Origin of the sequence: Mesorhizobium sp. M4A.F.Ca.ET.022.05.2.1, assembly GCF_003998845.1 — a bacterium.
Taxonomy (GTDB): domain Bacteria; phylum Pseudomonadota; class Alphaproteobacteria; order Rhizobiales; family Rhizobiaceae; genus Mesorhizobium.
Genome location: NZ_RZOJ01000001.1, coordinates 1 through 22635 on the forward strand (window position 1 = coordinate 1; position 22635 = coordinate 22635).

The 22635-nt window shown below is 59.4% G+C and carries 18 protein-coding genes, 3 pseudogenes and 1 riboswitch; of the genes and pseudogenes, 2 read left to right on the forward strand and 19 right to left on the reverse strand.

Annotated features, from left to right (window positions below):
* Window positions 1-552: pseudogene (locus EN745_RS00005) on the reverse strand (glycine cleavage system aminomethyltransferase T); the annotation flags it as partial.
* Between the two features lie 149 nt (window positions 553-701).
* Window positions 702-788, reverse strand: a riboswitch (glycine riboswitch).
* 189 nt (window positions 789-977) lie between these two features.
* Between EN745_RS00005 and EN745_RS00010 the strand changes: the two are divergent.
* Window positions 978-1979, forward strand: coding sequence for a hypothetical protein (locus tag EN745_RS00010; protein WP_127420211.1), 1002 nt, complete (start codon window positions 978-980; stop codon window positions 1977-1979).
* A 192-nt stretch (window positions 1980-2171) separates the two neighbouring features.
* On the opposite strand, the gene EN745_RS00015 is transcribed toward EN745_RS00010, so the two are convergent.
* The 16 genes and pseudogenes from EN745_RS00015 to EN745_RS00090 form a co-directional block, all read right to left on the reverse strand.
* Entirely contained in the window at window positions 2172-2963 is a 792-nt protein-coding gene (locus EN745_RS00015) for a molybdopterin-binding protein (RefSeq protein WP_126054281.1), read from the reverse strand.
* 1 nt (window position 2964) lies between these two features.
* Window positions 2965-3786: a cytochrome b/b6 domain-containing protein gene (locus EN745_RS00020; RefSeq protein WP_245487572.1), complete on the reverse strand. Its 822-nt coding sequence runs from the start codon at window positions 3784-3786 to the stop codon at window positions 2965-2967.
* 144 nt (window positions 3787-3930) lie between these two features.
* Window positions 3931-4608: a DUF1345 domain-containing protein gene (locus EN745_RS00025; RefSeq protein WP_126054283.1), complete on the reverse strand. Its 678-nt coding sequence runs from the start codon at window positions 4606-4608 to the stop codon at window positions 3931-3933.
* Window positions 4609-4633: 25 nt separating this feature from the next.
* Window positions 4634-5101 carry a YaiI/YqxD family protein gene (locus EN745_RS00030; RefSeq protein ID WP_126054284.1) on the reverse strand — a complete coding sequence of 156 codons (468 nt, stop codon included), beginning with the start codon at window positions 5099-5101 and terminating at the stop codon, window positions 4634-4636.
* Window positions 5102-5165: 64 nt separating this feature from the next.
* Entirely contained in the window at window positions 5166-5735 is a 570-nt protein-coding gene (gfa, locus tag EN745_RS00035) for an S-(hydroxymethyl)glutathione synthase (protein ID WP_126054285.1), read from the reverse strand.
* Window positions 5736-5798: 63 nt separating this feature from the next.
* Window positions 5799-6926, reverse strand: coding sequence for an S-(hydroxymethyl)glutathione dehydrogenase/class III alcohol dehydrogenase (locus EN745_RS00040; protein WP_127420213.1), 1128 nt, complete (start codon window positions 6924-6926; stop codon window positions 5799-5801).
* 70 nt (window positions 6927-6996) lie between these two features.
* A complete protein-coding gene (locus tag EN745_RS00045; RefSeq protein ID WP_245487560.1) occupies window positions 6997-8421 on the reverse strand; it encodes an aspartate ammonia-lyase in 1425 nt (474 codons plus the stop codon).
* Window positions 8422-8476: 55 nt separating this feature from the next.
* Window positions 8477-8857 (reverse strand): annotated as a pseudogene (gene glnQ, locus EN745_RS00050) (glutamine ABC transporter ATP-binding protein GlnQ); the annotation flags it as partial.
* A gap of 39 nt (window positions 8858-8896) precedes the next feature.
* Window positions 8897-10063, reverse strand: coding sequence for an aminotransferase class V-fold PLP-dependent enzyme (locus EN745_RS00055; RefSeq protein ID WP_127420216.1), 1167 nt, complete (start codon window positions 10061-10063; stop codon window positions 8897-8899).
* A gap of 573 nt (window positions 10064-10636) precedes the next feature.
* Window positions 10637-11239, reverse strand: a complete 603-nt coding sequence (locus EN745_RS00060) for a HupE/UreJ family protein (protein ID WP_127420217.1) — start codon at window positions 11237-11239, stop codon at window positions 10637-10639.
* 132 nt (window positions 11240-11371) lie between these two features.
* Window positions 11372-13966 carry a CehA/McbA family metallohydrolase gene (locus EN745_RS00065; RefSeq protein ID WP_127420218.1) on the reverse strand — a complete coding sequence of 865 codons (2595 nt, stop codon included), beginning with the start codon at window positions 13964-13966 and terminating at the stop codon, window positions 11372-11374.
* An 837-nt stretch (window positions 13967-14803) separates the two neighbouring features.
* Complete coding sequence (locus EN745_RS00070; protein WP_245487561.1) at window positions 14804-15862, reverse strand: dipeptide ABC transporter ATP-binding protein; 1059 nt, start codon at window positions 15860-15862, stop codon at window positions 14804-14806.
* Window positions 15859-16863, reverse strand: a complete 1005-nt coding sequence (locus EN745_RS00075; protein ID WP_127420219.1) for an ABC transporter ATP-binding protein — start codon at window positions 16861-16863, stop codon at window positions 15859-15861. The genes EN745_RS00070 and EN745_RS00075 overlap by 4 nt, the downstream gene beginning before the upstream one ends.
* Before the next feature lies 1 nt (window position 16864).
* Window positions 16865-17746, reverse strand: coding sequence for an ABC transporter permease (locus EN745_RS00080; RefSeq protein WP_127420220.1), 882 nt, complete (start codon window positions 17744-17746; stop codon window positions 16865-16867).
* 1 nt (window position 17747) lies between these two features.
* A complete protein-coding gene (locus EN745_RS00085) occupies window positions 17748-18689 on the reverse strand; it encodes an ABC transporter permease (RefSeq protein WP_127420221.1) in 942 nt (313 codons plus the stop codon).
* The gene (locus EN745_RS00090) at window positions 18689-20293 is read right to left on the reverse strand and encodes an ABC transporter substrate-binding protein (RefSeq protein ID WP_127420222.1); all 1605 of its coding nucleotides are present in this window, start codon (window positions 20291-20293) and stop codon (window positions 18689-18691) included. Before EN745_RS00090 ends, EN745_RS00085 begins: the two co-directional genes overlap by 1 nt.
* Window positions 20294-21125: 832 nt before the next feature.
* On the opposite strand from EN745_RS00090, the pseudogene EN745_RS36650 reads away from it, so the two are divergent.
* Window positions 21126-21393 (forward strand): annotated as a pseudogene (locus tag EN745_RS36650) (IS21 family transposase); the annotation flags it as partial.
* On the opposite strand, the gene EN745_RS35850 reads toward EN745_RS36650, so the two are convergent.
* Together EN745_RS35850 and EN745_RS00105 are read right to left on the reverse strand one after the other, a co-directional pair.
* Complete coding sequence (locus EN745_RS35850; RefSeq protein WP_189362906.1) at window positions 21327-21587, reverse strand: hypothetical protein; 261 nt, start codon at window positions 21585-21587, stop codon at window positions 21327-21329. The pseudogene EN745_RS36650 and the gene EN745_RS35850 overlap by 67 nt on opposite strands.
* A gap of 18 nt (window positions 21588-21605) precedes the next feature.
* Complete coding sequence (locus EN745_RS00105) at window positions 21606-22634, reverse strand: extracellular solute-binding protein (protein WP_189362907.1); 1029 nt, start codon at window positions 22632-22634, stop codon at window positions 21606-21608.
* Window position 22635 lies beyond the last annotated feature (1 nt).

Genomic DNA, 22635 nt, shown 5'->3' on the forward strand with positions numbered 1-22635 from the left:
GCTCATGCACCCGTTTTCGCCCGGCTCGATGCCGTGCATGAACAGCAGCGCACCGGTCTCGATGCCGGCGCGGGCAAGGGCGGCCCAGGCCTCGGGACCCTGGACGGCGAGGAAGACGCGGTCGAGCGCATCCACCTTTGCCTCGAAATCCCCGTCCAGCGCCCGCAGGTGCTTCTCGTCGACGGCTGCGTTGCCGGCGTTGGCGACGACCATGAAGCGGTCGTCGCCAAGCCTGGTGATGATGAGGTCGTCGATGATGCCGGCGGCCTCGTTGAGGAAGAAGGTGTATTTCGACTGGGAAATATCGAGCGCGCCGGCATCGAGCGGGCAGGCGCGGTCGAGCAGCGCAATCGCGCCCGGGCCGCTGACCAGGAATAGCTTCATGTGCGAAATGTCGAACAGCCCGGCATGCTCGCGCGTGTGAAGGTGCTCCTTCATCACGCCGGCCGGATAGGTGAGCGGCATCGACCAGCCGGCGAACGCGCCAAAGCGCGCGCCAGCAGCCCTATGCAGATCTTCGAGGGGTAGGTGTTTGGTTTCGTCGCCCGTCATGTCATCTCCAGAGTCGCACGCAATCGGCCGCTGATGGCGACCAGTCCGTGCCCCTCTGTCTGAAGCCTGAGAGACTCGCGCCCCGTAACTCTGTCGGCAGCGCTTACACCTTCGGCGCGGGGCGTGAGCCCCGACTTTCCAGAGTGTCTTTCCCGTCTACGGTTCTTTTGCCTGAGAGATTTCGGGCGATTTCCCCTTCGGCGGCAGCGCTCGCTGCTCTCTCCCGCAAACAGGTAGGACTCAAGTGTGAGCCCTCGACTCGTCATCCATAGCTTGTGAACGACACCTTGTCACCTGCCAGCGACATCTTGCTGACAAGTCTTCGCTAACCACGCGGTTTGCCGGTTTTTCAAGACACTACCGATATGTTGCTCCGAAACGACCTTTTTGGGCCCGGCTACAGCCGGCGGCGGACGGGGACGACAATGGGCGAACTGATCATGAGCGCTCCGGTGGCGGGGCTGACCTCCAAGAACCGCATCACGGCCGAGGACGTGGTGATGCCGCGCCGCGAAGTGTTCGGCGACGGCATGGTGAGCCGTGGCGAGGCCGAGGCGCTGTTCGCGCTCGACCAGACGACGCGCGACAAATGCCAGGAATGGCCGGCGTTCTTCGTCGAGGCGGTCACCGATTACATCGTCCACCAGGAAAAGCCGACGGGTTACATCTCCGAGGACAATGCCGACTGGCTGATCCGGACAATCTCGCGCGACGGCATGGTCGACAGCCTGACAGAGCTCGAGCTCCTGGTGCATGTGCTGGAGAAGGCCAAATCGTCGCCCAGCCGGCTTTCCGCCTATGCGCTGGAGCAGGTCACGCATGCGGTGGTCGACGGCAAGGGACCTTTGATGCTGGGCGGCCAACTGGTTCCGGGACTGGTGGCCAAGGCCGAGGTCGATCTGTTGCGCCGCATTCTCTACGCCTATGGCGGCGACGGCAACATCGCGATCACCCGCGCCGAGGCGGACGTGCTGTTCAGGATCAATGAGAGCACCGCGGCGGCCAGCAACGACCCGTCCTGGAACGAGTTGTTCGTCAAGGCGATCGCCAATTTCGTCATGTGTTCGGCCGGCTACGAGGCGCCGACGCGCGAGGTGGCGCTGCGCCAGGAGAATTTCCTCGATGATGCCGAGCCCGGAATTGGTGGCTTTTTCGGCCGCATGGTATCGGGCGGCCTCGCCGGCATCATGGAAGCCTACCGCTCGCCTGACGACATCGAGGCCGATTGGGAAGCCAGGAACCGGGCAGCCGAAGCAATGGCCCGCCGCGCCGAGACGGTCGATGCCGGCGAGGCGAGGTGGCTGGCTGAGCGAATCGGCCCGAACCGGCCGCTCAGCGAGAACGAGCGCGCGCTGCTGACGCTGATCAAGCATGCGTCGCCGGAAATCCACCCGGCGCTCAAGCCGCTGCTCGACAAGGTTGCTTAGGGCCCATTGATATTCAGGTGATGCCGGCCTGCAAATGGCGGTTTCCCGCGCTTCCGGCCTTCGCCGACCGAAGCGATCGTGAGACGCCGCACAGCCAAGGCTACGGCCGGCGTAGGCGTGCTCGCGTACTTTGAGTACGTTCCGCTCCAGCTTCTCGGAGACCACTATTCTCGGCTCGACCCTGTACGGTCTTCAAATGCCGCCATACCAGTCGTAGCCGTTGTCCTCCCAATAGCCGCCGCGGCCGCCGCCGATCGCGGCGAAACTGTCGATCAGCTCTATTTTGTAGATGTATTTCGGCATCTTGTAGCCGAGCTGGCGCTCGACGCGCACGCGCAGCGGCGCGCCGTTCTCGACCGGCAGCGGCTTGCCGTTGAGGCCGTAGGCGAGGATCGTCTGCGGGTGGCGGGCGTCGATCAGGTCGATGGTGCCGTAATATTTGATGTCGCCGGAGAGAGACCGGTCGATCGTGTCGAGGCAGTGGAACATGACATAGCTGGCCTGGGGTTTCACGACCGCCTGGTCGAGAACCAGAGACAGCGGCGTGCCCGTCCATTTGGCGATGCAGCTCCAGCCCTCGACACAGTCGTGGCGGGTGATCTGGGTGCGGCTCGGCATGTTCTGAAGCTGCTCGCGGGTCAGCGCCAGCGGCTTCTCAACGAGGCCGGAGACTTCAAGGCGCCAGTCGGCGAAGTTGTTGGCAAGCAGCCCCTTGTAGGTGTCGTCGTCCGGCGCGGTGACGCCGTTCGGCCGCTGCGGCTGGCGGATGTCGGCCTCAGTGAATTCCTGGGCGAGCGCGTCACGGCCGGCCAGCAGGCGCTGGGCCCGGTATGTCAGGCCATTGGCGTTTTCGAGGAAGCTGCGCAGGCCACCGCCGACACCGAGACCGCTGTCGAAAGCATCGCAGCCGGACAGCGCGATGCCCGACAGGCCGAGACTGGCGGAAGTCAGGAATTTCCTGCGGTTGATCTGAAACTTCGCCATCTCAGGCGCTCCTCTCGGGCGAGTTGTCATCATGCGCCGGCGGGTCGGTGCGGTACCAGCCGGTGATGATCGAACGCAATTCGTTGACCGGGCCGGCGGCAAGGATCATCAGCATGTGGATGATGAAGAAGCCGACGAGCAGCACCATGACGGTGAAATGGATGGTGCGCGCCGTCTGCCTTCCACCGAGCAGGTCGTTGAGGAACGGCAGCACCGCGTTCATGCTGGGCGACATGGCAAGGCCGGTGATGATCATCAGCGGCAAGAGCACGAACAGCACGCCGCCATAGGCCATCTTCTGCAGCGTGTTGTATTCGCGTGTGTGATGGAACTTCAGCTTCGCGTGGTCGACGATATCCCGCGGCAGGCGCCGGAGATCGTCGAGGCGCGGAGCGAGATCGCGGCGGACATGGCCATTGATCAGGCCGGCGACCAGCCAGACGAGCAGGGTGGCGGAGAGCACCCAGGCGAAGAAGAAATGCACGACGCGGGCCGTGCCGAGATCATAGTAGGAGGGGATCGTGGCCCAGGAGGGGAAGGCGCGGGATGTCTCCTGACCGGGCGGTCCCGACCAGCCGAGCACGCCCGTCGTGTCGAAACGCCTGCCGAAGACCTCGGTGTAGCCGCGCGGACCCTGATCGGTGTTCTCGGCGCCGATGGCGAAGACGGTGTTGTTGTAGCCGAAGCCCGATTCCTTGCCGATGTAGAGCTGGGGGCGGGCATTGAAGATCTGCAGGCCGGAAAGCAGCATGAAGAACAACGCGATCGCCCAGAGCCAGTGGGTCAGCCGCGTCCAGCGCGACTGGCGGTAAATCAGCGTCATGTCGTTCGATGCGGCTGGCGCATCGGCGGCGGGGTCGCTCCTGGCAACGGTTTCCATCGGCTTTCGTTCTCCCGCAGTTCAGATCTTCGTTCTCCTTCCAATACGTCGCCGGCCCAAGCGATGTTTCATCCGATCACGGATTTATTACGGTGCGCCGAGGCTGACCGCCAGGTTGACCGCCGCCGCGACGATCACCGTGTTGAAGAAGAACGACAGGATAGAATGGATCAGTACCACCTGGCGCATGTGCGAAGTCGTGACGGCAGTGTCGGCGGTCTGCGCGGTCATGCCGATGACGGTGGCAAAATAGAGGAAATCCCAGCCCTCGGGCCGCTTGTCGCCGGGGAAGTCGAGACCGCCGACAGGCATCTTCCGCTTGCTGCTGGTGTCGATCTCGTCGCCGTTCATCCAGTAGACATGCGCGTAGTGGAGCGCCGCCATGGCGTGGATGGTGAACCAGCCGAGCGGTATCGACAGTATGGCGAAGCTGAGCTCGAATGGATGCGCGGCCTCCTTCTGGTTGATCAGATGGAACAGTGAAACGGTGGCGACACCGACGATGAAGAGCGTAACTGCAAAGATACCCAGTACAGGGAGGTCGGTAGCGCGCGCGTTCTTGCTGAGATAGTTGCCGGTAAGCCTCGGCATCAAGGCGAGGACCAGAACGATATAGGCGGCAAAGAAGACATTGGCGCCGATCGAGTAGGCAAGCGGCACGCGCAGGAGCAACGCTAGCAGCAAAGCGACGATGCCAATGGCCGCTGACAACGCGAACTGCATGTGCGGATGCATTGGCGTTTTGACGGATGTGTCGGCACCCATGGCCCGGCCTCTAAAGGCGTTCGGATCAGTCCGGTGTGACGGATTTCAACGCCCACCGCAAGATGCGGTCGAGCTCGCCAAGAAAGCGCGAGCGATCCTGCGGCGCGAAGGCGGCATTGTAGCCCTTGCTTTCGCCAGTCTCGCGCAGATGCTGCTTCAGGTCGCGCATCGCCACCGCCATGCCGATGGTCTCGGGCGTGAAGGGACGACCGGTCGGGCCCAGCACATGCGCGCCGAGCGCCACGGTGCGCGCGGCAAGCGGGATATCGGCCGTCACCACGATGTCGTTGGACACGGCATTCTCCACGATCCAGTCATCCGCCGCGTCGGCGCCCTTGGACACCACGACGTTGCGGATCATCGGATCGCGCGAGGGGCGCAGGCCGCCATTGGAGACATAGGTGACCACAATGCCGTGGCGCGCCGCGACCTTCTCGACCTCGGCCTTGACCGGGCAGGCGTCGGCGTCGACATAGATGACGGGTGCGGGCATCGTCCCTCCAAAACGAACATGGGGCCGGCTTTGACCGGCCCCATGGCAGAAATTCTCGAACTTGTCAGGCCGGCAGGGCGCCGGACTTCTTCGCGGTCCAGGTAGCGATGTAGTCCATCAGGCCGGGGTTGAGGCAGTCATAGGGCTCAAGCCCGATCGACTTCAACTGTGCCCGGATGCCATCCATACGGCTTGGATCGACACCGGATTCGATGATCGAGGACACGAAGGCGGTGAAGCCCGGCGGCGACCAGCCGTCTTCCTCGAAACGCTCGGGATGAATGAAGCTCAGGCCCTTGAACGGATGGTCGCGCTCGACCGGTCCATGCATGTGGACGCCGCAGCCGGTGCAGGCATGGCGCTGGATCAGCGCGCTTGGGTCGACCACCTTCAGCTTGTCGCCATTCTCCACGACGGTGACGTCGCCGGTGCCTGCCACGGCCACGACGGAGAATAAAGCGCCCTCAGGCTTCCAGCATTTGGTGCAGCCGCAAGCATGGTTGTGGGCGATCTGGCCCTTGACCTTCACCTTCACCGGCTTGCTGGTGCAGGCGCAGACCAGCGTGCCGCCGGCAAAGCTCGCGCTCTCCTTAGGCAGGCCATTGTCGATTTTCGGATGCAGTTTTTCCGCCATTCCATTCCTCCCATGTTTCACCACAGAGGTCGCCGGCCGGCTGGCCGGCGGCGTGCGGCTTCCTCAGTAAACCACGACACTCCGGATCGACTTGCCCTCGTGCATCAGGTCAAAACCCTTGTTGATGTCCTGAAGCTTCAGCGTATGGGTGATCATCGGGTCGATCTGGATCTTGCCCTCCATGTACCAGTCGACGATCTTCGGCACGTCGGTGCGGCCGCGCGCGCCGCCGAAGGCGGTGCCCATCCAGGTGCGGCCGGTGACCAGCTGGAACGGCCGCGTCGAAATCTCCTGGCCGGCGCCAGCAACGCCGATGATCACCGACTTGCCCCAGCCGCGATGCGAGGCTTCCAGCGCCTGGCGCATCACCTTGGTGTTGCCGGTGCAGTCGAAAGTGTAGTCGGCGCCGCCGATCTGGTCGGCGCCGCGCTTGGTCATGTTGACCAGGTGAGGGACGATATCGCCGTCGATCTCCTTCGGATTGACGAAATGCGTCATGCCGAATTTTTCGCCCCAGGCCTTCTTGTCGTTGTTCAAGTCAACGCCGATGATCATGTCGGCGCCGGCGAGCTTCAGGCCCTGGATGACATTGAGGCCGATGCCGCCGAGGCCGAAGACGACGGCGGTCGCGCCTTGCTCGACCTTGGCCGTGTTGATGACCGCACCGATGCCGGTGGTGACGCCGCAGCCGATGTAGCAGATCTTGTCGAAGGGAGCGTCGGGATTGACCTTGGCCAGCGCGATCTCGGGCAGCACGGTGAAGTTGGAGAAGGTCGAACAGCCCATATAGTGAAAGATCTTGTCCTTGCCGATCGAGAACCGCGACGAGCCGTCGGGCATCAGACCCTGGCCCTGTGTGGCGCGGATCGCTGTGCACAGATTGGTCTTGCGCGACAGGCAGGACGGGCACTGCCGGCATTCCGGCGTGTAGAGCGGGATGACGCGGTCGCCCTTCTTGAGCGAGGTGACGCCCTTGCCGACATCGACGACGATGCCGGCGCCCTCATGGCCGAGAATGGCAGGAAACAGGCCTTCGGGATCCGCGCCCGACAGCGTGAATTCGTCGGTGTGGCAAATGCCGGTCGCCTTGATCTCGACCAGCACCTCGCCCTCGCGCGGTCCCTCGAGTTGCACGGTCATGATTTCGAGAGGCTTGCCGGCCTCCGTAGCCACTGCTGCGCGAACGTCCATCACGTTTTTCCTTGCAATTTGATTGGGCGGATTTGCCGCCTCGCAACAATCTATCGATCTCAGCCTGCTGTTACGATGCCAATCGTGATCGCGTTGGCCGGGTCAAAAGGTGCGGATCGGCGGTTTGCGCGATTAGATCCTCCGAAAGGTCGGGCTGCTCGGCCAGGACTTCGCGAATAGTTTTGCCGGAGGCCAAGACCTCCTTCGCAAGCTCCGCTGCCCGCTCGTAGCCGATCGCTGGCGTCAGTGCTGTTGCAACGGCGGTACTGGCTTCGAGATGTTTGCGGCAAGTCTCTGCATTGGCAGTAATGCCCACGACGCATTTCGTGCGCAGAACGTCGACGGCATTGGTCAGAAGCTCCAGCGAGTGCAGTATGTTGTAGGCGATGACCGGCTCCATCACGTTCAACTGCAGCTGCCCCGCTTCGGAAGCGAGAGTAATTGTGAGATCGTAACCGATGATCTGGAAGGCGACCTGGTTGACCACCTCCGGCACCACAGGATTGACCTTTCCGGGCATGATCGAGGAGCCGGGCTGAAGCGCTGGCAAATTGATTTCGTTCAGGCCGCCACGAGGGCCGCTGGACAGCAGCCGCAGATCGTTGCAGATCTTGGAGAGTTTCGTGGCCGTCCGCTTCAGCATTCCAGAGAAGAGCACGAAGGCGCCGGTATCCCAGCAGGCTTCAATCAGATTTCCGGCCGAGACGACGGGCACGCCGGATATCGCGTACAACTCCGCGACAGCTGCCGCCTGATAGTCGGGGTTCGCATTGATGCCCGTGCCAATCGCCGTGCCACCGAGGTTGATTTCATGGAAGAAGGCGGCAATCTCACCGAGACGGGCCACATCTTCGCGTAGTGTCGTCGCGAAAGCCTGAAACTCCTGGCCCAGCGTCATGGGAACAGCGTCCTGCAACTGCGTCCGGCCAAGCTTGATCACGTCCGAAAAGCTCTCGGCTTTGGCCTCGAACTCGCCCGCGAGCTTCTCCAAAGCTTGCTGCAACGGCCCGCGTGAAAGAAGGATCGCAAGGCGGATCGCCGTTGGATAAACATCGTTTGTCGACTGAGCGAAGTTCACGTCGTTGTTAGGATGCAACTGATCGTATTTTCCCCGTGGCAGCCCCATGATTTCCAAGCCGCGGTTGGCGATGACCTCGTTGATGTTCATGTTGGTCGAGGTCCCGGCACCGCCCTGAAACACATCGAGCGGGAATTCGCCAAGGTGCCTGCCCGCCGCGATTTCTTCGCAAACTTGGCAGATGACATCGGCCTTTCGTTTATCGAGATCGCCGAGCGCGGCGTTGGCGCGTGCCGCTGCCGTTTTCACGTAGGCAAGCGCCTTGATGAAGTTCGGAAAATGGCTGATCCGGATACCCGAGATCGGAAAGTTGGCGATGCCCCGCGCCGTCTGAGGACCGTAGTAAGCATCGACCGGGATGCTTACAGGGCCAAGCGGGTCTTTCTCAATGCGTTCGATTTGTGGAGCGTCCGTCACGGTATACCCTCGCATGATTTGCGGAAACCGGCACTGTTGCAAGCGCTGGGGTTCGGTGGATGATCTGTTTAAGAAATTCGCGGTCGCGGTCGCTCTTCGGGACGGAAAGAAAGGTATCCGGCGGGTCCTGTTCGACAATCGTTCCCATGTCCATGAAGACGCGATCGGCGACCTCTCTGGCAAAGCCCATCTCATGGGTGACGTAGATCATCGTCATGCCTTCGGCGGCGAGACCAACCATCGTGTGGACCTTCACCATTTCCGGATCAAGGGCTGAAGTCAGTTCATCGAAAAGCATGATCTGCGGCTTCATGCAAAGCGCGCACGATTGCCAAAACTGCTGGCCGCCCGAAAGCTGGCTGGGATACTTGTTCCCGCCTGATCGGGGATGCGAAACCTTCGAGAGAAAGCGCATTGCCGCTTCCCTGGCATCCTTCATGCCGACACCACGCGCCCGGACTGGACCGAGAATGCATCAGGCGGCCTTTGAGGAGCGGCCGGCTGTGTTGCCGCGTTCCTTGATGACGTCCAGGACGCGATCGATGTCGGAAGCGGTGTTGAACATGGCAAGTGAGATGCGGATGCCATCGCGCTCGGGCGAGACGCGCACATCCTTAGAGGCGAAGTAGTCAATCCATTCATCGGCTGGCAGCGCGGCGACGTAGATATGCGGTGCACGGTTGGAGCGGTCTCGGGGGCCAACAAGCGTGATGTTGAGCGCATCAAGCCCCGCTATCAGCCTGTCGCCCAAATCGAAACAATGAGCCTGAATCTTCTCGATACCGATGTCGTTGATCAGATCGAGAGCCGCGCCGAGCCCCTGAATTGCCGGCAGGTTGAAGTTGCCGATTTCGAAGCGGCCTGCAGTGCGAGCCAATCCCATGTCGCTAGGGCGGGCGATGAAGTCCGCTGGCGGATTTTCGAGGCTGATTGCCGCAAGATACGCAGGCTCCAATTCCGTGCGGATCCGATCCCAATAGAGCAGGCCCAACCCTTGGGGAACTAGGAGTCCCTTGTGTGTACCGGAGCCGATGAAGGTGGCGCCGACTTTCTTTGCATCGATCGGCACGACGCCAACCGCCTGCATAACATCGATGACGAAGTAGAGGTTCTTTTCCTTGCAGAGCGCACCTACGCTTTCGATATCGAAGCGATGGCCTGCATGGAAAGCCACATACGATATCGAGATTGCTTTGGTATTAGCGTCGAGGTGTGGGCGGAAGCTGTCGGCGTTGACGATTTCCGTCATGGGAATGAAGCGGACCTCGACGCCCTTCTTCGTCAGGTTCAGGAATGCGTAGGTGTTGTTGGGATGGTCGCCATGGATCATCAGAACATTGTCCCCCGCCTTCAGCGGAAGAGCGTTCGCGGCAATGTTCATCGCTTCGGACGTGTTTTTCGTGAATGCAATTTCTTCGGTGGCCGCGTTCAGCAAAGCCGCGACCTTGGCCCGAGTTTCTTCCATGCGGTCAATCCACACGGATTTCGGACCAGCTGTCTCATAACTTTCCTTTATAAAAGCTTCAAAGGCTTGCTTGACCGGCGTTGACATCGGCGTCTGGAAGCCGGAGTCGAGGTAGGTCATTTTCTCGACGACAGGAAATAGCTTCCTCACCGCTTCAACGTCATAATACTGCGTCATTTATCTCTCCGATTCGGCTAGCCTCGGCTGCTCCGCTGCGGGGTGAGCCACGTTTTTCTCGTCCCGACATTTAGGCGAAGCTATTGGCACGCACCCTCTGCGCCGCAATTTTCCACCTGCGAGCAGCAGTGGCTAAAGCATAGGTAAAAACAGCTAGCGGTCCACAAAAATAACTTTTATCGAACTTTCTTATTCCAAAAAATGATAATTTTGCGCTCTCCCTGGAGGGCGGACTCTGGCTCCGCATCTAGCTCGCAGGTTAAACGCCCAGATCGATAGCCGGTGCTTTCAAGGTCGTGTGAGGCATTCACAAATCCGAGGATCGCGGCTACAACCGATCGCGGGGTCGAATAGTGTGAGTCGGCCTGCCTCATGTTGATCTTACAACGGCCTATTTTTGTGTCGATTTTTCTGCTGGCCTGCACTCGAGAGAGAAATGCATGTAAAGGTCGACACTGCGAAATGTTGAGCAAAATTAAGTATCAGGTAACCCAATCCAATGCGAACGTAGCGAAGAAAAGCAGGCTCGATTTCAATGCGAATAATCAGCTCCTGGCCCCTAACGCCTCGCTCCTAGAAAACTCCAGTCAAGAAGCCGAAGCCCGCTAGAGCTGCTATCCCCTCAGCACACTGCATCACGACTCGACTGTAGCGTTCGCTTGCTTTTTCGATTTGAAAACTGACCGCGATGCCGGTTGCGTGCAGTAGCGCAGTTGCAATCATGAATCCCGCGGCATACGCAAAACCGCTCGCATTCTCGGGCATCTCCGCTCCATGTGCGTAACCGTGGAAGATCGCGAAACAGCCGACGACGCCCGTAGCAATTCCGACCGGTGCTTTCACCTTGAGCGCAACGATGCCGCCAAGCACGATTACCGACAAGGCGATACCGAGCTCCGCGTGCGGGAGATAGGCACTTGAGGCGCCGAGCGCTCCGCCGAGAGCCATCATCAAAACAAACATTGTCGGTATGAGCCACAGAGCTCTGCCGCCCAGTTGATAGGCAAATAAACCGACCATTACCATCGCCAGGATATGGTCTACCCCACATATCGGATGGCTAATGCCATGGAGGAACCCACTGGTATCTCCCACCCCAGTATGCGCGGAGGCAATGGCTGGCATGCTTGCGACGAAGGCGAGCACAACTCCAAACTTCGTTCCATTTGAAATCATAATAGTCCCTTCCTAAGATATCAGATGCTGGGCGAGGCTGTAGCAGGTGAACCAATCCCCTGCCCGACCAAATACTTGTCATGCTGAGGGCGATTACGTCGATGCAGCCCGTGCACACTTTAAGTGCCTTTTTTAGTCATGGTGTGTTCCAACAGAATGCGTGTGGTCAAATCCCATCGTATGCATTCGGTTGTGAAGGCGCCGATATGCAGACTCAAGCACAAGGCGCATTTCTTTATGTCGTTTCGCTTCGGCGCGCGTTCCCATCGTGTCGACGTAAGCCATTGCGCCCTCGATCTGCTCCAGGATCGTGAGTGCGTCAGCAGCGGCAAAGAATTCGGAGCCTTCGACATGGATCATTACTGCAGAAGAATGAGCCGCAATTATTTCAGGCTTGTCGTCGTACTTGGCGCGAACCAGCAATGCTAACCAGGAACTTTTCGTGACCCGCACCGACCAAGTTCCGGCATCCTGGTTTGCTTTCAGCGCGCGCGTTTCCCTGATTTCACCATTGACAACAAGCTGTATCGTGGTCATCGGGACTATTACGCTCGCCACTTGCCAGCTGATGTCGATCGTCCCTCCTGACGAAGGCATGCTTATCCGGCTTCCCATGGGCTTTCCCTCAACAGTGAAATCCATGAGGGGACCATAAGTCACGAATGTATGGCCTTTGCGAACAGCATCCATCCATGTCTCGTAAGAAAACTCCTGGTGATCTGGAATTTTCGCGTAGGTCCGAATTGCTCCCACTGCTCGACCAGCATATCGAGCCGCTTGCTTGTCGGTTCCAGCTACCGCCGGGAGCAGATAGCCGTTGTTCAGATAGCGATACCAATCGGAAAGTGAATACGGATCAATGCCCCGGTAAGGGTCCTTTTCCAGGTAGAGTTCAATCGCGTCCGCCTCCTGAAGAACTATCGTCGCAGCGTTCTCCAGCCGGGGGTCCGGAAAGTGGGGCAGGACGACTAGCCCGCCCTGCTTTCGGCATTGCCGTGCCCATTCAGTGAGGAGCACGTCGACTGGGTCGCCAATGGCCGATTCGTCAGGGCCGCCGGAGCACAGCGGCAAAATCATACTGCCTGAATAGCCGAGAAGCGATATGTGACCAAGGACATGCTGGCGGTTCTCGGTGCCGACGCGCACCAGAAATTCGCCGTCACCTCCAGCGGCCTTTGTACCAAAAGTGCTGCGACCATCGAAATCGCCAACGTTGGTCATCAGCTCACCCCATTGGCTGGCAAGAAGATTGATGACGTTTACGCCCTCCGCGGCACCTTCTAGCATGGCTGTTGACGGAGAAAGGAAGTGGACGTGCGTATCGGCAGTGACCCAGCCGTTTTCACGCCAATGGAGAGCCCTTTCTACCTCCAATGTAATCTCTTCGGTTTCCCGTGTAATTTCGAACCTTCTCCGGATCGGCTTAATCTCGAATCCTTTTGTGATTTCCAGGAAGACCTGGCCTAACGGCAAATCGATCGTTGATAGCCCGGAAATATAGGTGGCGAGATGATTGCCGTGAAAAAAGTCGGGGCTGTAATTCTCGAACCATTCTGGATTCGGGTTGCGCATTCGGTCTAACGGAGCGAGGTACTCCCCGATCGAACCATGCACGTGAAGCTTGACCGGGAGAAGCTTTTTGGTTCCTGCCTCGACAACGCGAAGGATAACTCGCTGGTCCGCTGGAGCTATTGGCTCCAAGCTGAATTCACCCTGAGTAGTGCATTCTTCCAGGTCCTGGACAGGGATGCGACTACCGTCCTTCATGTGGAAGGCAGCGTCCTCGTGCGCGGCGTACTCGACGATCACTTCATTGAACGTCGTACCGGGCTCTAGATTTTGGCGTGTTTGTTCCCAGTCGTCCGTAGGGTAGACGAGCCGTGGGGCCATCGAAATAACTTGCCCCAGATCGAGTTGTATATGCTCCAAGAGACTATGCTGCCGAGCGGAATCGTGGCTCAATTTGGATGACATTCTGAGCAGTGCTTTCTTTCGCTTTTCCCAGCGGAGCGGCATTGAACGAGCATTGCCCGCCGCAACTCCAGAGATAAGCAAAGTACCGCAAACTGGTTCGAACCTGATTGCCTTAACCGGCTTCTCGGGATGCGGATTTTGGAAAGCCCACACGAAGTTATGGTATGGTGTAGGGTCCTCAAAGACGAGTTGCGTCTGGCGTTCTCCCCACTGAACGGTCGGATTCTGAAAAGTGGTGTCGTTGATCAGCCTCGTCTGTTCACGGGTATTTAGTGAGAGAGGGCGTGGTTTCGTGGCCGTTACTGATTGGAGACATTTGTCTCCCCATCGGAACTGGAACGAGCCAACCTGATACCTCCGCCGGATTGCTGTCCTTTCCTCGGAACCATCTTCGTAAATTAGAACGTAGTCAGCTGCATGCTCGCCAAGTTGGCCAATTCCTCGCATCGGGGAGATAAATCCGTTCGCATCGGCGGCAAGCGATCGAATATCTGAGGTATGCAAAAATACAAACCACTGAGCAGTCGTCTGAGAAATCGAAACTGTAACTTGGCCATTCCGAAGCAAAACTGGTCGCCCGATCTCGAAAGGAATGCCCCAGGCCACACACGAACCGGAATGCGCAAAGGGAAGGGCCTTCGCCAGATCCGCTGATATGTCTGGATGTTCTGCAAGTTCTTCAAATGAAACATTGCCCTCGAATCTAACAGACCGGAACTTCGAGGAAGCTGGGCCATCACGGTAAGCGGTCATACTAAAGTCCTCCATTTCCCAAGCTTCGGCGGCACCACAATATCAAATACTTGGTTTTGATCCTACCTTCCGGCCGCCTTTCTTGTCATTTGATAGCGCCCTGGTGTGTAGGAACAGCCGGGCGCAGACTCGTTGTGCGTAAAGAACATCGGGCGGAACTCGCCGCCAGATGGCTGTCTCGGCATGCACGGGACTTTGCCATCGCTTCGAGTTATTGCCGTTTATCTCGTAAGCGCGACCGGGATATCACCACAACCGCCCGTGGGTTAACCGCTCCCCCGACACCTCAATAGGGGAGCGGCATGCCAAAAGGTCTATTCCCGCCGCAAACTACGAAGTCATTTGATCGGCAATCCCCCCGGCGCGAATTGGGCTTCTTTTCGGTAAGGCTGATTGCGCAGCGTTCCAAACTCCGGCGTCGGTGCTGGGGCAACGGCTCCCGGTAGGAAACTACCGATCACCCGGTCGGATAGTAGGAGTGGGGCACCGACAGTGAGTTCGAGGCATTGTCCCCTCCGGACGACGTGATGCAATCGGTCCCAGCAACGACATTCGTATCTCGTAGATTTTGCCCGGTTCAAGTGTTGTTTTTTGGGTTCAAACGGCCGTCATGCCGGTTTTGACGTAGACTAAACATCCACATTGCACGATTCTTCTGGCAGGTCGTCCCGTATCAGCGCCCTAAGTTGCTCCATCATCCCTAAGCACTTATCGGTCGGGGAATGTTGCGATGTCCCCTTGCGAATTTGATCGACGTCTCGCGACCATACTGCCGAGACGCATTGATGCGGCTGGCCAGTTATGTCGGCCAGCGGAGATGGCTCGGCGATGAGTGAACTAAGCTGGCCTTTCTACATCCCGGTAGTTGCTGAGATTGGCATATCCAAGTTGGCCGCCGCAGCTGGCTGTCCCCTGGATGCGAATTGCCGGAGCGCGCACGTGACATGCCACAACGCGCCCGTCTGGCATTGGGACCAAAGGCGGCACCTCGATGCGGCAACGCTCGACCGCCAGCGGACACCGCGGATGGAACGCGCACCCACTAGGCGGATTGACAGGACTCGGCACCTCGCCCTCGACGGGCGCCTCCAGCCGAACGCGCGTCGGATCCGGCACTGGCGCTGCCGCGATCAGCGCCTCGGTGTAGGGATGGACTGGTTTCGCGAAGAGCGCCTCGCTCGGGGCAAGCTCCACGATCCGCCCCAGATACATGACGGCAACGCGATGCGCGATATGCTCCACGACGCCGAGGTCATGCGAGATGAAGACGAAGGCGATGCCCATCTGCTGCTGGAGGTCCAGAAGTAGATTCAGAATCTGCGCCTGCACGGAGACGTCAAGGGCTGAAACCGCTTCGTCGGCGATGATGAGAGAGGGGTTGAGCGACAGGGCGCGTGCAATGCCGAGCCGCTGGCGCTGACCGCCCGACAATTCGGATGGGAGCCTGTGCATCATCTCAGGCGACATTCCGACTTTTCGGAGAAGGTCCGCGGCGAGTGCCTGGCGCTGCTTGCGGCTGAGGCGCTCAAAATTCTCGACGGGTTCGGTGATAATTTGCCCGGCCGTGAGGCGCGGATTTAGCGATGAGTAAGGATCCTGAAAGACCATCTGCATCCGACGACGCCACGCGTGGAGCGCGTCCTTCTTGAGGCCCGCAATGTCGGTCCCGTCGATCATTACGCGCCCGCTAGTCGGCTGCACGAGCCGCATCAAGAGCCGCGCGACGGTGGACTTGCCACAGCCGGATTCACCGACGATGCAAAGCGTCTCGCCCGCCTCGACGGAAAAGGACACGTCCTCCACCGCCCGGATCACCGGAATGGTCTTCTTCAGGAATCCCGCACCGAGCGGGTAGTGCTTGGTCAAATTTTCGACTTTCAGCAGAGGACCACTCATGCGCCCATCACCTCTTCTGCGCGCCAGCAGGCTGCGGCGTGGCTCAACCCGACATCACGCAGGGCGGGTGTCTTCTCGCGGCAAATATCTATCGCGAACGGGCAGCGAGGCGCGAAGCTGCAGCCCACAATGGGCTCGCGCAGGTTTGGGACAATGCCGGGAATTTCTGGAAGGCGGCGCTGGCGGCCACGCCGCGGATCCGGCACCGATCGCATCAGGCCCTGGGTGTACGGGTGCGCGGGACGCGCAAAAAGATCTATCACGTTCGCCTGCTCGACGATCCGGCCAGCATACATCACGATCACACGCTGGCAGGTCTCGGCTACAACGCCCAGATCATGCGTGATGAACATGACGGCCGTTCCCGTGCGCTCTTTCAGATCGACGATGAGCCGCAGGATCTGCGCCTGGATAGTAACGTCAAGCGCAGTCGTCGGCTCGTCGGCAATCAACAGTTCCGGTGAGCAGGCAAGAGCCATGGCGATCATGGCGCGCTGGCGCATGCCGCCCGACATTTCGTGGGGATAGTTGTTGATGCGGCGCTCGGGGTCCGCGATGCGGACGAGACGGAGCATCTCTTCAGCCTTTGCCATGGACACGGAGCGGGACGCTTTCGTGTGGATCTGCACCGCCTCTGCGATCTGGTGGCCGACCGTATAGACCGGGTTCAGGCTCGTCATCGGCTCCTGGAAGATCATGGCGATTTGGTCGCCGCGGATATGTCGCATCTCCCGTTCGGACATCTCAAGGATGTCGCGTCCGTGAAAGCGGACCTCGCCACGCACCGTCCTTGCCAGTTTCGGCAGCAGACGAAGGATGGAGAGAGCGGTGACGCTCTTTCCGCATCCGGATTCGCCGACGACGCCGAGCGTTTCGCCTTTCTTCACCTGGAAGCTGATGCCGCCCAGGGCTCGGGTGACGCCTTCTTCGCCGTAAAAGTGTGTCTCCATATCTCGAACGTCGAGAAGCACGTCGTTCCCTGCCGTTTGATGCATCTGCATGTTAGCGCCTCCGCTTGGCGCGGGGATCGAACAGGTCGCGCAGTCCGTCTCCGAGAAGGTTGACAGCAAGCACCGTGACGGCAAGGCAGATACCGGGGGCGAAGATCGTCAATGGGGCAATGGCGAGATACAGGCGCGAACTGGCGATCATGTTGCCCCAGCTCGGAATCTCGGGCGGCACGCCCACGCCGAGAAAGCTCAGCCCGGCCTCCGTCATGATCGCGCTGGCGCAGACCGCAGCCCCCTGGACCATCAGCGCCGGAATGGTGCTCGGCAGGATATGCCGCCACAGCACCTTGGGCAGGCGCGCCCCGCCGCAGAGCGCGGCCTCGACATAGGGACGCTCACGAACACCCAGAACCACCGAACGAACCAGCCGCGCGACGCCTGGTGTCTCGGGAATTGAAATGGCGACGATGAGGATGCCAATACCGGGACCGGTCAGAGAGATGAGCGCAATCGCCAGCAGAATGGTCGGGATCGACATCAGGCCGTCCATGACCCGCATGACGATATTGTCGAAGCTGCGGCTGTAGCCGGCGATGACACCGATCAGCGCCCCGGCGAGTGCCGCGCATGCCGCCGACATCAATCCGACCATGAGGGAGATCCGGGCGCCGAAGACCGTTCGGGAAAACACGTCGCGGCCCAGATTGTCGCTCCCGAACCACATTTCGGCCGAAGGCGGCTGGAGGCGCTTGAACGGATCCATGTTTCCCGGATCGCCGGCGTAAAGCGGGGCCGCGAGCGCCAGAACGATCATCAGCGCCAACAGGCCACCGCCGATCAGGACTAGCGGATGTCGCTTCACGAGACGGACAAAATCGGAACGTCTCAGTGCGGACGCCGGCGTGGTTTCGAGTGTTGCGGAGGGGAGCGTCATATCAGTACCGGATGCGCGGATCGATCAAGGTGTAGGCAAGATCGACCGCGAGATTGATGAGGACGTACAGACCCGATGTCAGGATGAGCACGCTCTGAATGATGGGATAGTCGCGGTTGTTTATCGCATCGACGACCAGACGACCGATTCCAGGTATGTTAAATACCGTTTCCGTGAGGACGACTCCGCCAATGAGCCAGGCAAAGCTTAGGCCGATGACGGTCAGGATCGGGACACCGGCATTCTTCAGGGCATGGTGGAAAAGCATGGCATAGGACGAAGCGCCCTTGGCAGCGGCCGTTCGCATATAGTCTTCCGACAGAACCTCCAGCATGCTGGCGCGCGTGACCCGGGCGATGAATGCAATGTAGCCTAGACTGAGTGCTACGGTGGGCAGGATGAGATGCACAAACCAGGGCCCAAGGCCACTGCCGATCGGCACATACCCCTGAACCGGCAACCAGTGCGTTCGGATGGCGAAAAAGTATATGAAGAAATAGCCGATGACAAAAACAGGGACGGAATAACCAAGTGCCGAAAAGGCTGCGAGAAGGCGGTCTACGAGCCCGCCAGTTCGCCACGCGGCAAGAATCCCGAAAGAGACCCCGACCGACACCGAAAGGATCATTGTCAGGCTCGACAGGGAAAGGGTCGGTTCAAGCCGCTGCGAGATCAGCTCAAGAACCGGTCGTCCGGCAAAGATCGAGGTGCCGAAATCGCCACCGAGCATGTCGCGCACCCAACGCATGAACTGAACCGGCATAGGATCGTTCAGGCCCAGCTTGTCGCGGATGGCGGCGATCATCTCCGCCGTGGCTGACTTACCGGCGATCATGGCCGCCGGATCGCCGGGTGCCAGTCTGAGCAGAAGAAAGACGAATATCCCGACCATCGCCATGACGGCGATGGTCGAGACCATCCTGCGCAGGATGTATAGCGCCATTAGGCGGAAGCCTTCTGCATGTTCCACATCGGGAGGACCTGCGGCATGTGGATGAGGCTCGTGAGGGCCTTTCGGTGCGCGATTGGTGAGACAAATCTGCCCAACCTCAAATCACCGACGAAATCCCACCAGATCCCTTGCATTTTTCGGGCGAGCGCCTTGCGCTCGTCGAGCGTTTCGGCATCTGCCAATTTTGCCCGAAGCGCTTCGTATTCGTCGTTCTTCGGCCAACCGTACCATGCCTTATCGCCACTTGCGACTGGGATGGAATCCGTGAGCGGATTGCCGAGCGAATAGTCAGAATCGTACGTGATAAAGATGTTCCAGCCGCCGCTCTCAACGGGTCCCTTATTCCGCCGGCGCGCGGTTAGCGCAGCCCAAGCCATCGGCGCGAGCTCGGCATTGATCCCAATCTTCCGCAGCGAAGCCGCCAGAAACTGCGCAATATTGTCGCCCTCGGGCCAATCGGTCTGTTCGAGAATTATGATCTTTTCACCGGCATATCCCGCTTCCTGGAATAGCTGCTTAGCTCGCTCCGGATCGCCACCCTTCTTGTACCATCCCGTGTTCTCGTCGTTGGATAGGGGCTGGCCGAATATGGTAGTGACGGGGCTGATGTATTTTGCGTTGCCGAACGCTGCACGCAGCACAGCCTCCTGATCGATCAGATGGAGCATCGCTTGGCGCGCCTTGACATTGTCGAACGGCGGCTGCAGGAAGTTCATGCGCAAGACAAGGTCCTGCCCTCCCTCGTCAAGAACCTCGAGTTGAAGATTGGAATCGTTCTCGATCAATGGGTAAAGATCGACCGGCGGATTGTCGTAATAATCAATCTCACCTGCTTGCAACGCTGCTACAGCCGTCTGCTGGTCAGCGACAGTGTCCCGGATGACACGATCGACTTTCACGATCTTCCCGCCGGCCAACCCGTCGGACGGCTCCTTGCGGGGCACGTACTCTTCGTTCCGATCGTAAGTGTAGCTGGCACCCGGCCGGGCAAGGGCCTCATTGAACTTGAACGGCCCCGATCCGATTTTCGTCGTGACCTGTTCGCTCGCTGGGCGACTGGCGTCCTTCTCTCGCATGATGAATGGAATTGGCAGCGCAACATCCGCCAGGAGATCGATCAGCACTCCCAACGGCTCCTTGAGCGCGATCGTGAAAGTCTTGTCGTCCTTCTTGGAGATGTCGCTGGTGCGCGCCATGATCAGCTGCCCACCGGCATTCACCTCAGCCCAACGCCGAATTGAGGCGACACAGTCCGCCGCGGTGACCGGTGTGCCGTCGTGCCAGCCAAGGCCATCTCGCAGCTCGAATGTATAGGTCTTCTTGTCGGCGGAAACGTCCCATTTTCCGACCATTTGGGGCTGCGGCATGAACTTGGAGTCGAGCGCGAATAACGTGTCGTAAATAGCCATGCCATGATCGGCGACTTGGTTCGCCGTCGAGGAGATCGGATCGAAGCCGGGCAGGTCGGTGAAGCCCCCCATGTGCACCGTGCGTGCGCCGTTTGACGCAGTCTGCGCCCGCACGACCGATGGGATCGATAAAGCCGCTCCGGCGGCAACGGCTGTCTTAATTAGGTTGCGTCTAGAGATTATCATCTTGCATTCCCCTTTCTCTTTTGTTGATTGGTGTTGCGATATACTAGTGAATGAATCCCGCCTTATCCGCCTCCCTCGGACTGCCGTCGATGAGTTCTACCCAGCGAAATTCGCCTAATCTGCAGTTCGCCTGATCATGGTCGATCTAGCTCTATCGACATTCCCGCATTCCAAGGCACGAACAAGATGCTAACCGTGCTGCGCGATACTTCCCGGAAGGCTTAGTGCGGCAAATATGCCATCCGGACTTGACCAACGCGTTTCGCGCGATCTGCTTGCCGAATTATCCCCAGCAGCGGTTCGCGGCCGGTTAGGGGCACCCACGGTTAACCGCCGCGTCAGTTTTCTCCTCCAAAGACGCTTTGTCTTACTTGAATGGGCGCCGCGATGATGCCTAGCCTATCTTGTTGGTTACTTCCAAGCCGATCAACAAGCGCTGCTACCCGTCCGTGACGTCTGTTTCAACTTCACGGGGCGGCTCATTCTTGTCAACAGAAAACTCGTATTATGGCATAATTAATTCCGAATATTGATAATGTGTCGGCACCGCTGTCAGACGGGACCGGTAACTTCTCTGGGTCAAGGACGGCCAGGCGAATGCCACCGGTTGGCGAGATAACCGAACAGACCGAGAAGATTCCGATCAAATCGTCTCCGATCGAACTCATCGACACGCCTGCCTGCCGTTGATCCCAAATCTCAGGCCGCTGAGCTACCGAGTAATAGATGCGATGTCGCTGCTTCATGGCTCACACTCCATCTTTCAGAAAAGACTAGTGTGTTGCGTTCACCGGTTGAGCCCACCAATGATACCGGACAGTGATTCCGAAACTCGGGGCCCGCGCCGTTCGAGCAGTTGCGCGATCTGGTTTGTCGGGTCCAAGCCGACTGCGCTATCGATTTCGACACCAACAGCCACCCGGTGTCCTGACGGCTGATCGGCGAGACAGTAAGGTGCCGAGCTGCGCAGGTCGCATCGTCATCCGCCACGCCGACGAGGTCGTCGCCGACCATGAGGTCTGCCCGGCCGCCGTCAGCGTATCACCGATCGGACCCATCTTGCCGGCGAGGCGGAGTTGAGGAAATCCGCGAGCGGCGTCGGTGCGCCCTTGCTGTCCACCACCGGCAGACTTCCGCACGTTCCAAGCGATGGCGGGCAGTTGCCGCGCCAGACCTCGGCTGTCGGCAGGAGTTCGCGGATATGGGACACCCAGCGGTTCGAACGTCGCCGGTCCCAGTCGAGCTTCGCCGCCACCAGTGGCGGCTGCGGATCGGAGTTGCGGTAGGATGTCATCCATGCTTTCCGACGGAACTATTTGCGTAGGTTGGTCCAGATCTTGTTGTAGATCGACACGACGTTCGGCGGGCACGGCGGCACGAATTCCGGCGCCGGCGAGCCGGCCGGCGGGGTGATTTCCGGCGAGCTGCTGAACTCTGGCGGGAGGAACTTGTGGCTGCCTGCGATGCCATTGTCATAGCCGGCGAACTCCGAGATCAGCGCCGCGTTTTCCGGGGCCATGACGAAATTCTGGAACAGCTTGGCATTGTCGATGTTCTTGGCACCCTTGAGTACTGCTACATTGTCCATCCACCCTTCAATGCCTTCCTTCGGATAGGCATATTTGACCGCTGGGATTTTCTGGCGGATGCGATAGGAATCGCCGTTCCAGCCCTGGGTGACGATCACATCGCCCGAGGTCATCTTGGCGATGACATCGTAGCCGAAGGACTTCCAAAACGGCTTAGCAGCCATCAGCGCGTCGTTGATCTTTTTCAGGTTGGCCTTGTCGGGGCTGCAGCGCGGCACGCCGACATAACGTTCGGCCGCGTGCATGAAAGCGTTGATGTCGACGAACATGTTGATCTGGCCCTTGAGCTCATCCGGCGGGTTGAAGAGGATGGCCAGTGTGTCGATATCGCCCTTGTACTTATCGGTATTGACAGAGAACGCCGTCGTGCCGAACTGCCACGGCACGGTGTAGTGGCGGCCGCTGTCCCAGTAGACGTCGACAAAGCGCGGGTCGAGGTTCTTGCCGTTCGGCATCGCGTTGGGCTCGGTCTTTTCGAGCAGGCCTTCCTCGATCATGATCTTCACGGTGTAGTCGGACGGCACCACGATGTCGTAGCCGGAATTGCCGGCACGCACCTTGGACAGCATCGTTTCATTGGAGTCGTAATCGTCCAGTGTGACGTATACGTTGTACTGCTTCTTGAACTTTTCGATGAGCTTGGGGCTGGTGTAGTCGCCAAAGTTGTAGATGTGCAGTTCACCGTCGGCGAGCGCCGGTACTGCCCACAAGAACACAGCCGTCGAAACGGCCGCCATCAGTTTCCCAGACATT

Excerpts from the sequence above, each read along its gene's own strand:
- EN745_RS00010 (WP_127420211.1), top strand. The coding sequence starts at position 978 with ATGGGCGAACTGATCATGAGCGCTCCGGTGGCGGGGCTGACCTCCAAG.
- EN745_RS00015 (WP_126054281.1), bottom strand. The coding sequence starts at position 2,963 with ATGGCGAAGTTTCAGATCAACCGCAGGAAATTCCTGACTTCCGCCAGT.
- EN745_RS00020 (WP_245487572.1), bottom strand. The coding sequence starts at position 3,786 with ATGACGCTGATTTACCGCCAGTCGCGCTGGACGCGGCTGACCCACTGG.
- EN745_RS00025 (WP_126054283.1), bottom strand. The coding sequence starts at position 4,608 with ATGGGTGCCGACACATCCGTCAAAACGCCAATGCATCCGCACATGCAG.
- EN745_RS00030 (WP_126054284.1), bottom strand. The coding sequence starts at position 5,101 with ATGCCCGCACCCGTCATCTATGTCGACGCCGACGCCTGCCCGGTCAAG.
- gfa (WP_126054285.1), bottom strand. The coding sequence starts at position 5,735 with ATGGCGGAAAAACTGCATCCGAAAATCGACAATGGCCTGCCTAAGGAG.
- EN745_RS00040 (WP_127420213.1), bottom strand. The coding sequence starts at position 6,926 with ATGGACGTTCGCGCAGCAGTGGCTACGGAGGCCGGCAAGCCTCTCGAA.
- EN745_RS00055 (WP_127420216.1), bottom strand. The coding sequence starts at position 10,063 with ATGACGCAGTATTATGACGTTGAAGCGGTGAGGAAGCTATTTCCTGTC.
- EN745_RS00060 (WP_127420217.1), bottom strand. The coding sequence starts at position 11,239 with ATGATTTCAAATGGAACGAAGTTTGGAGTTGTGCTCGCCTTCGTCGCA.
- EN745_RS00065 (WP_127420218.1), bottom strand. The coding sequence starts at position 13,966 with ATGACCGCTTACCGTGATGGCCCAGCTTCCTCGAAGTTCCGGTCTGTT.
- EN745_RS00070 (WP_245487561.1), bottom strand. The coding sequence starts at position 15,862 with ATGAGTGGTCCTCTGCTGAAAGTCGAAAATTTGACCAAGCACTACCCG.
- EN745_RS00075 (WP_127420219.1), bottom strand. The coding sequence starts at position 16,863 with ATGCAGATGCATCAAACGGCAGGGAACGACGTGCTTCTCGACGTTCGA.
- EN745_RS00080 (WP_127420220.1), bottom strand. The coding sequence starts at position 17,746 with ATGACGCTCCCCTCCGCAACACTCGAAACCACGCCGGCGTCCGCACTG.
- EN745_RS00085 (WP_127420221.1), bottom strand. The coding sequence starts at position 18,689 with ATGGCGCTATACATCCTGCGCAGGATGGTCTCGACCATCGCCGTCATG.
- EN745_RS00090 (WP_127420222.1), bottom strand. The coding sequence starts at position 20,293 with ATGATAATCTCTAGACGCAACCTAATTAAGACAGCCGTTGCCGCCGGA.
- EN745_RS35850 (WP_189362906.1), bottom strand. The coding sequence starts at position 21,587 with ATGACATCCTACCGCAACTCCGATCCGCAGCCGCCACTGGTGGCGGCG.
- EN745_RS00105 (WP_189362907.1), bottom strand. The coding sequence starts at position 22,634 with ATGTCTGGGAAACTGATGGCGGCCGTTTCGACGGCTGTGTTCTTGTGG.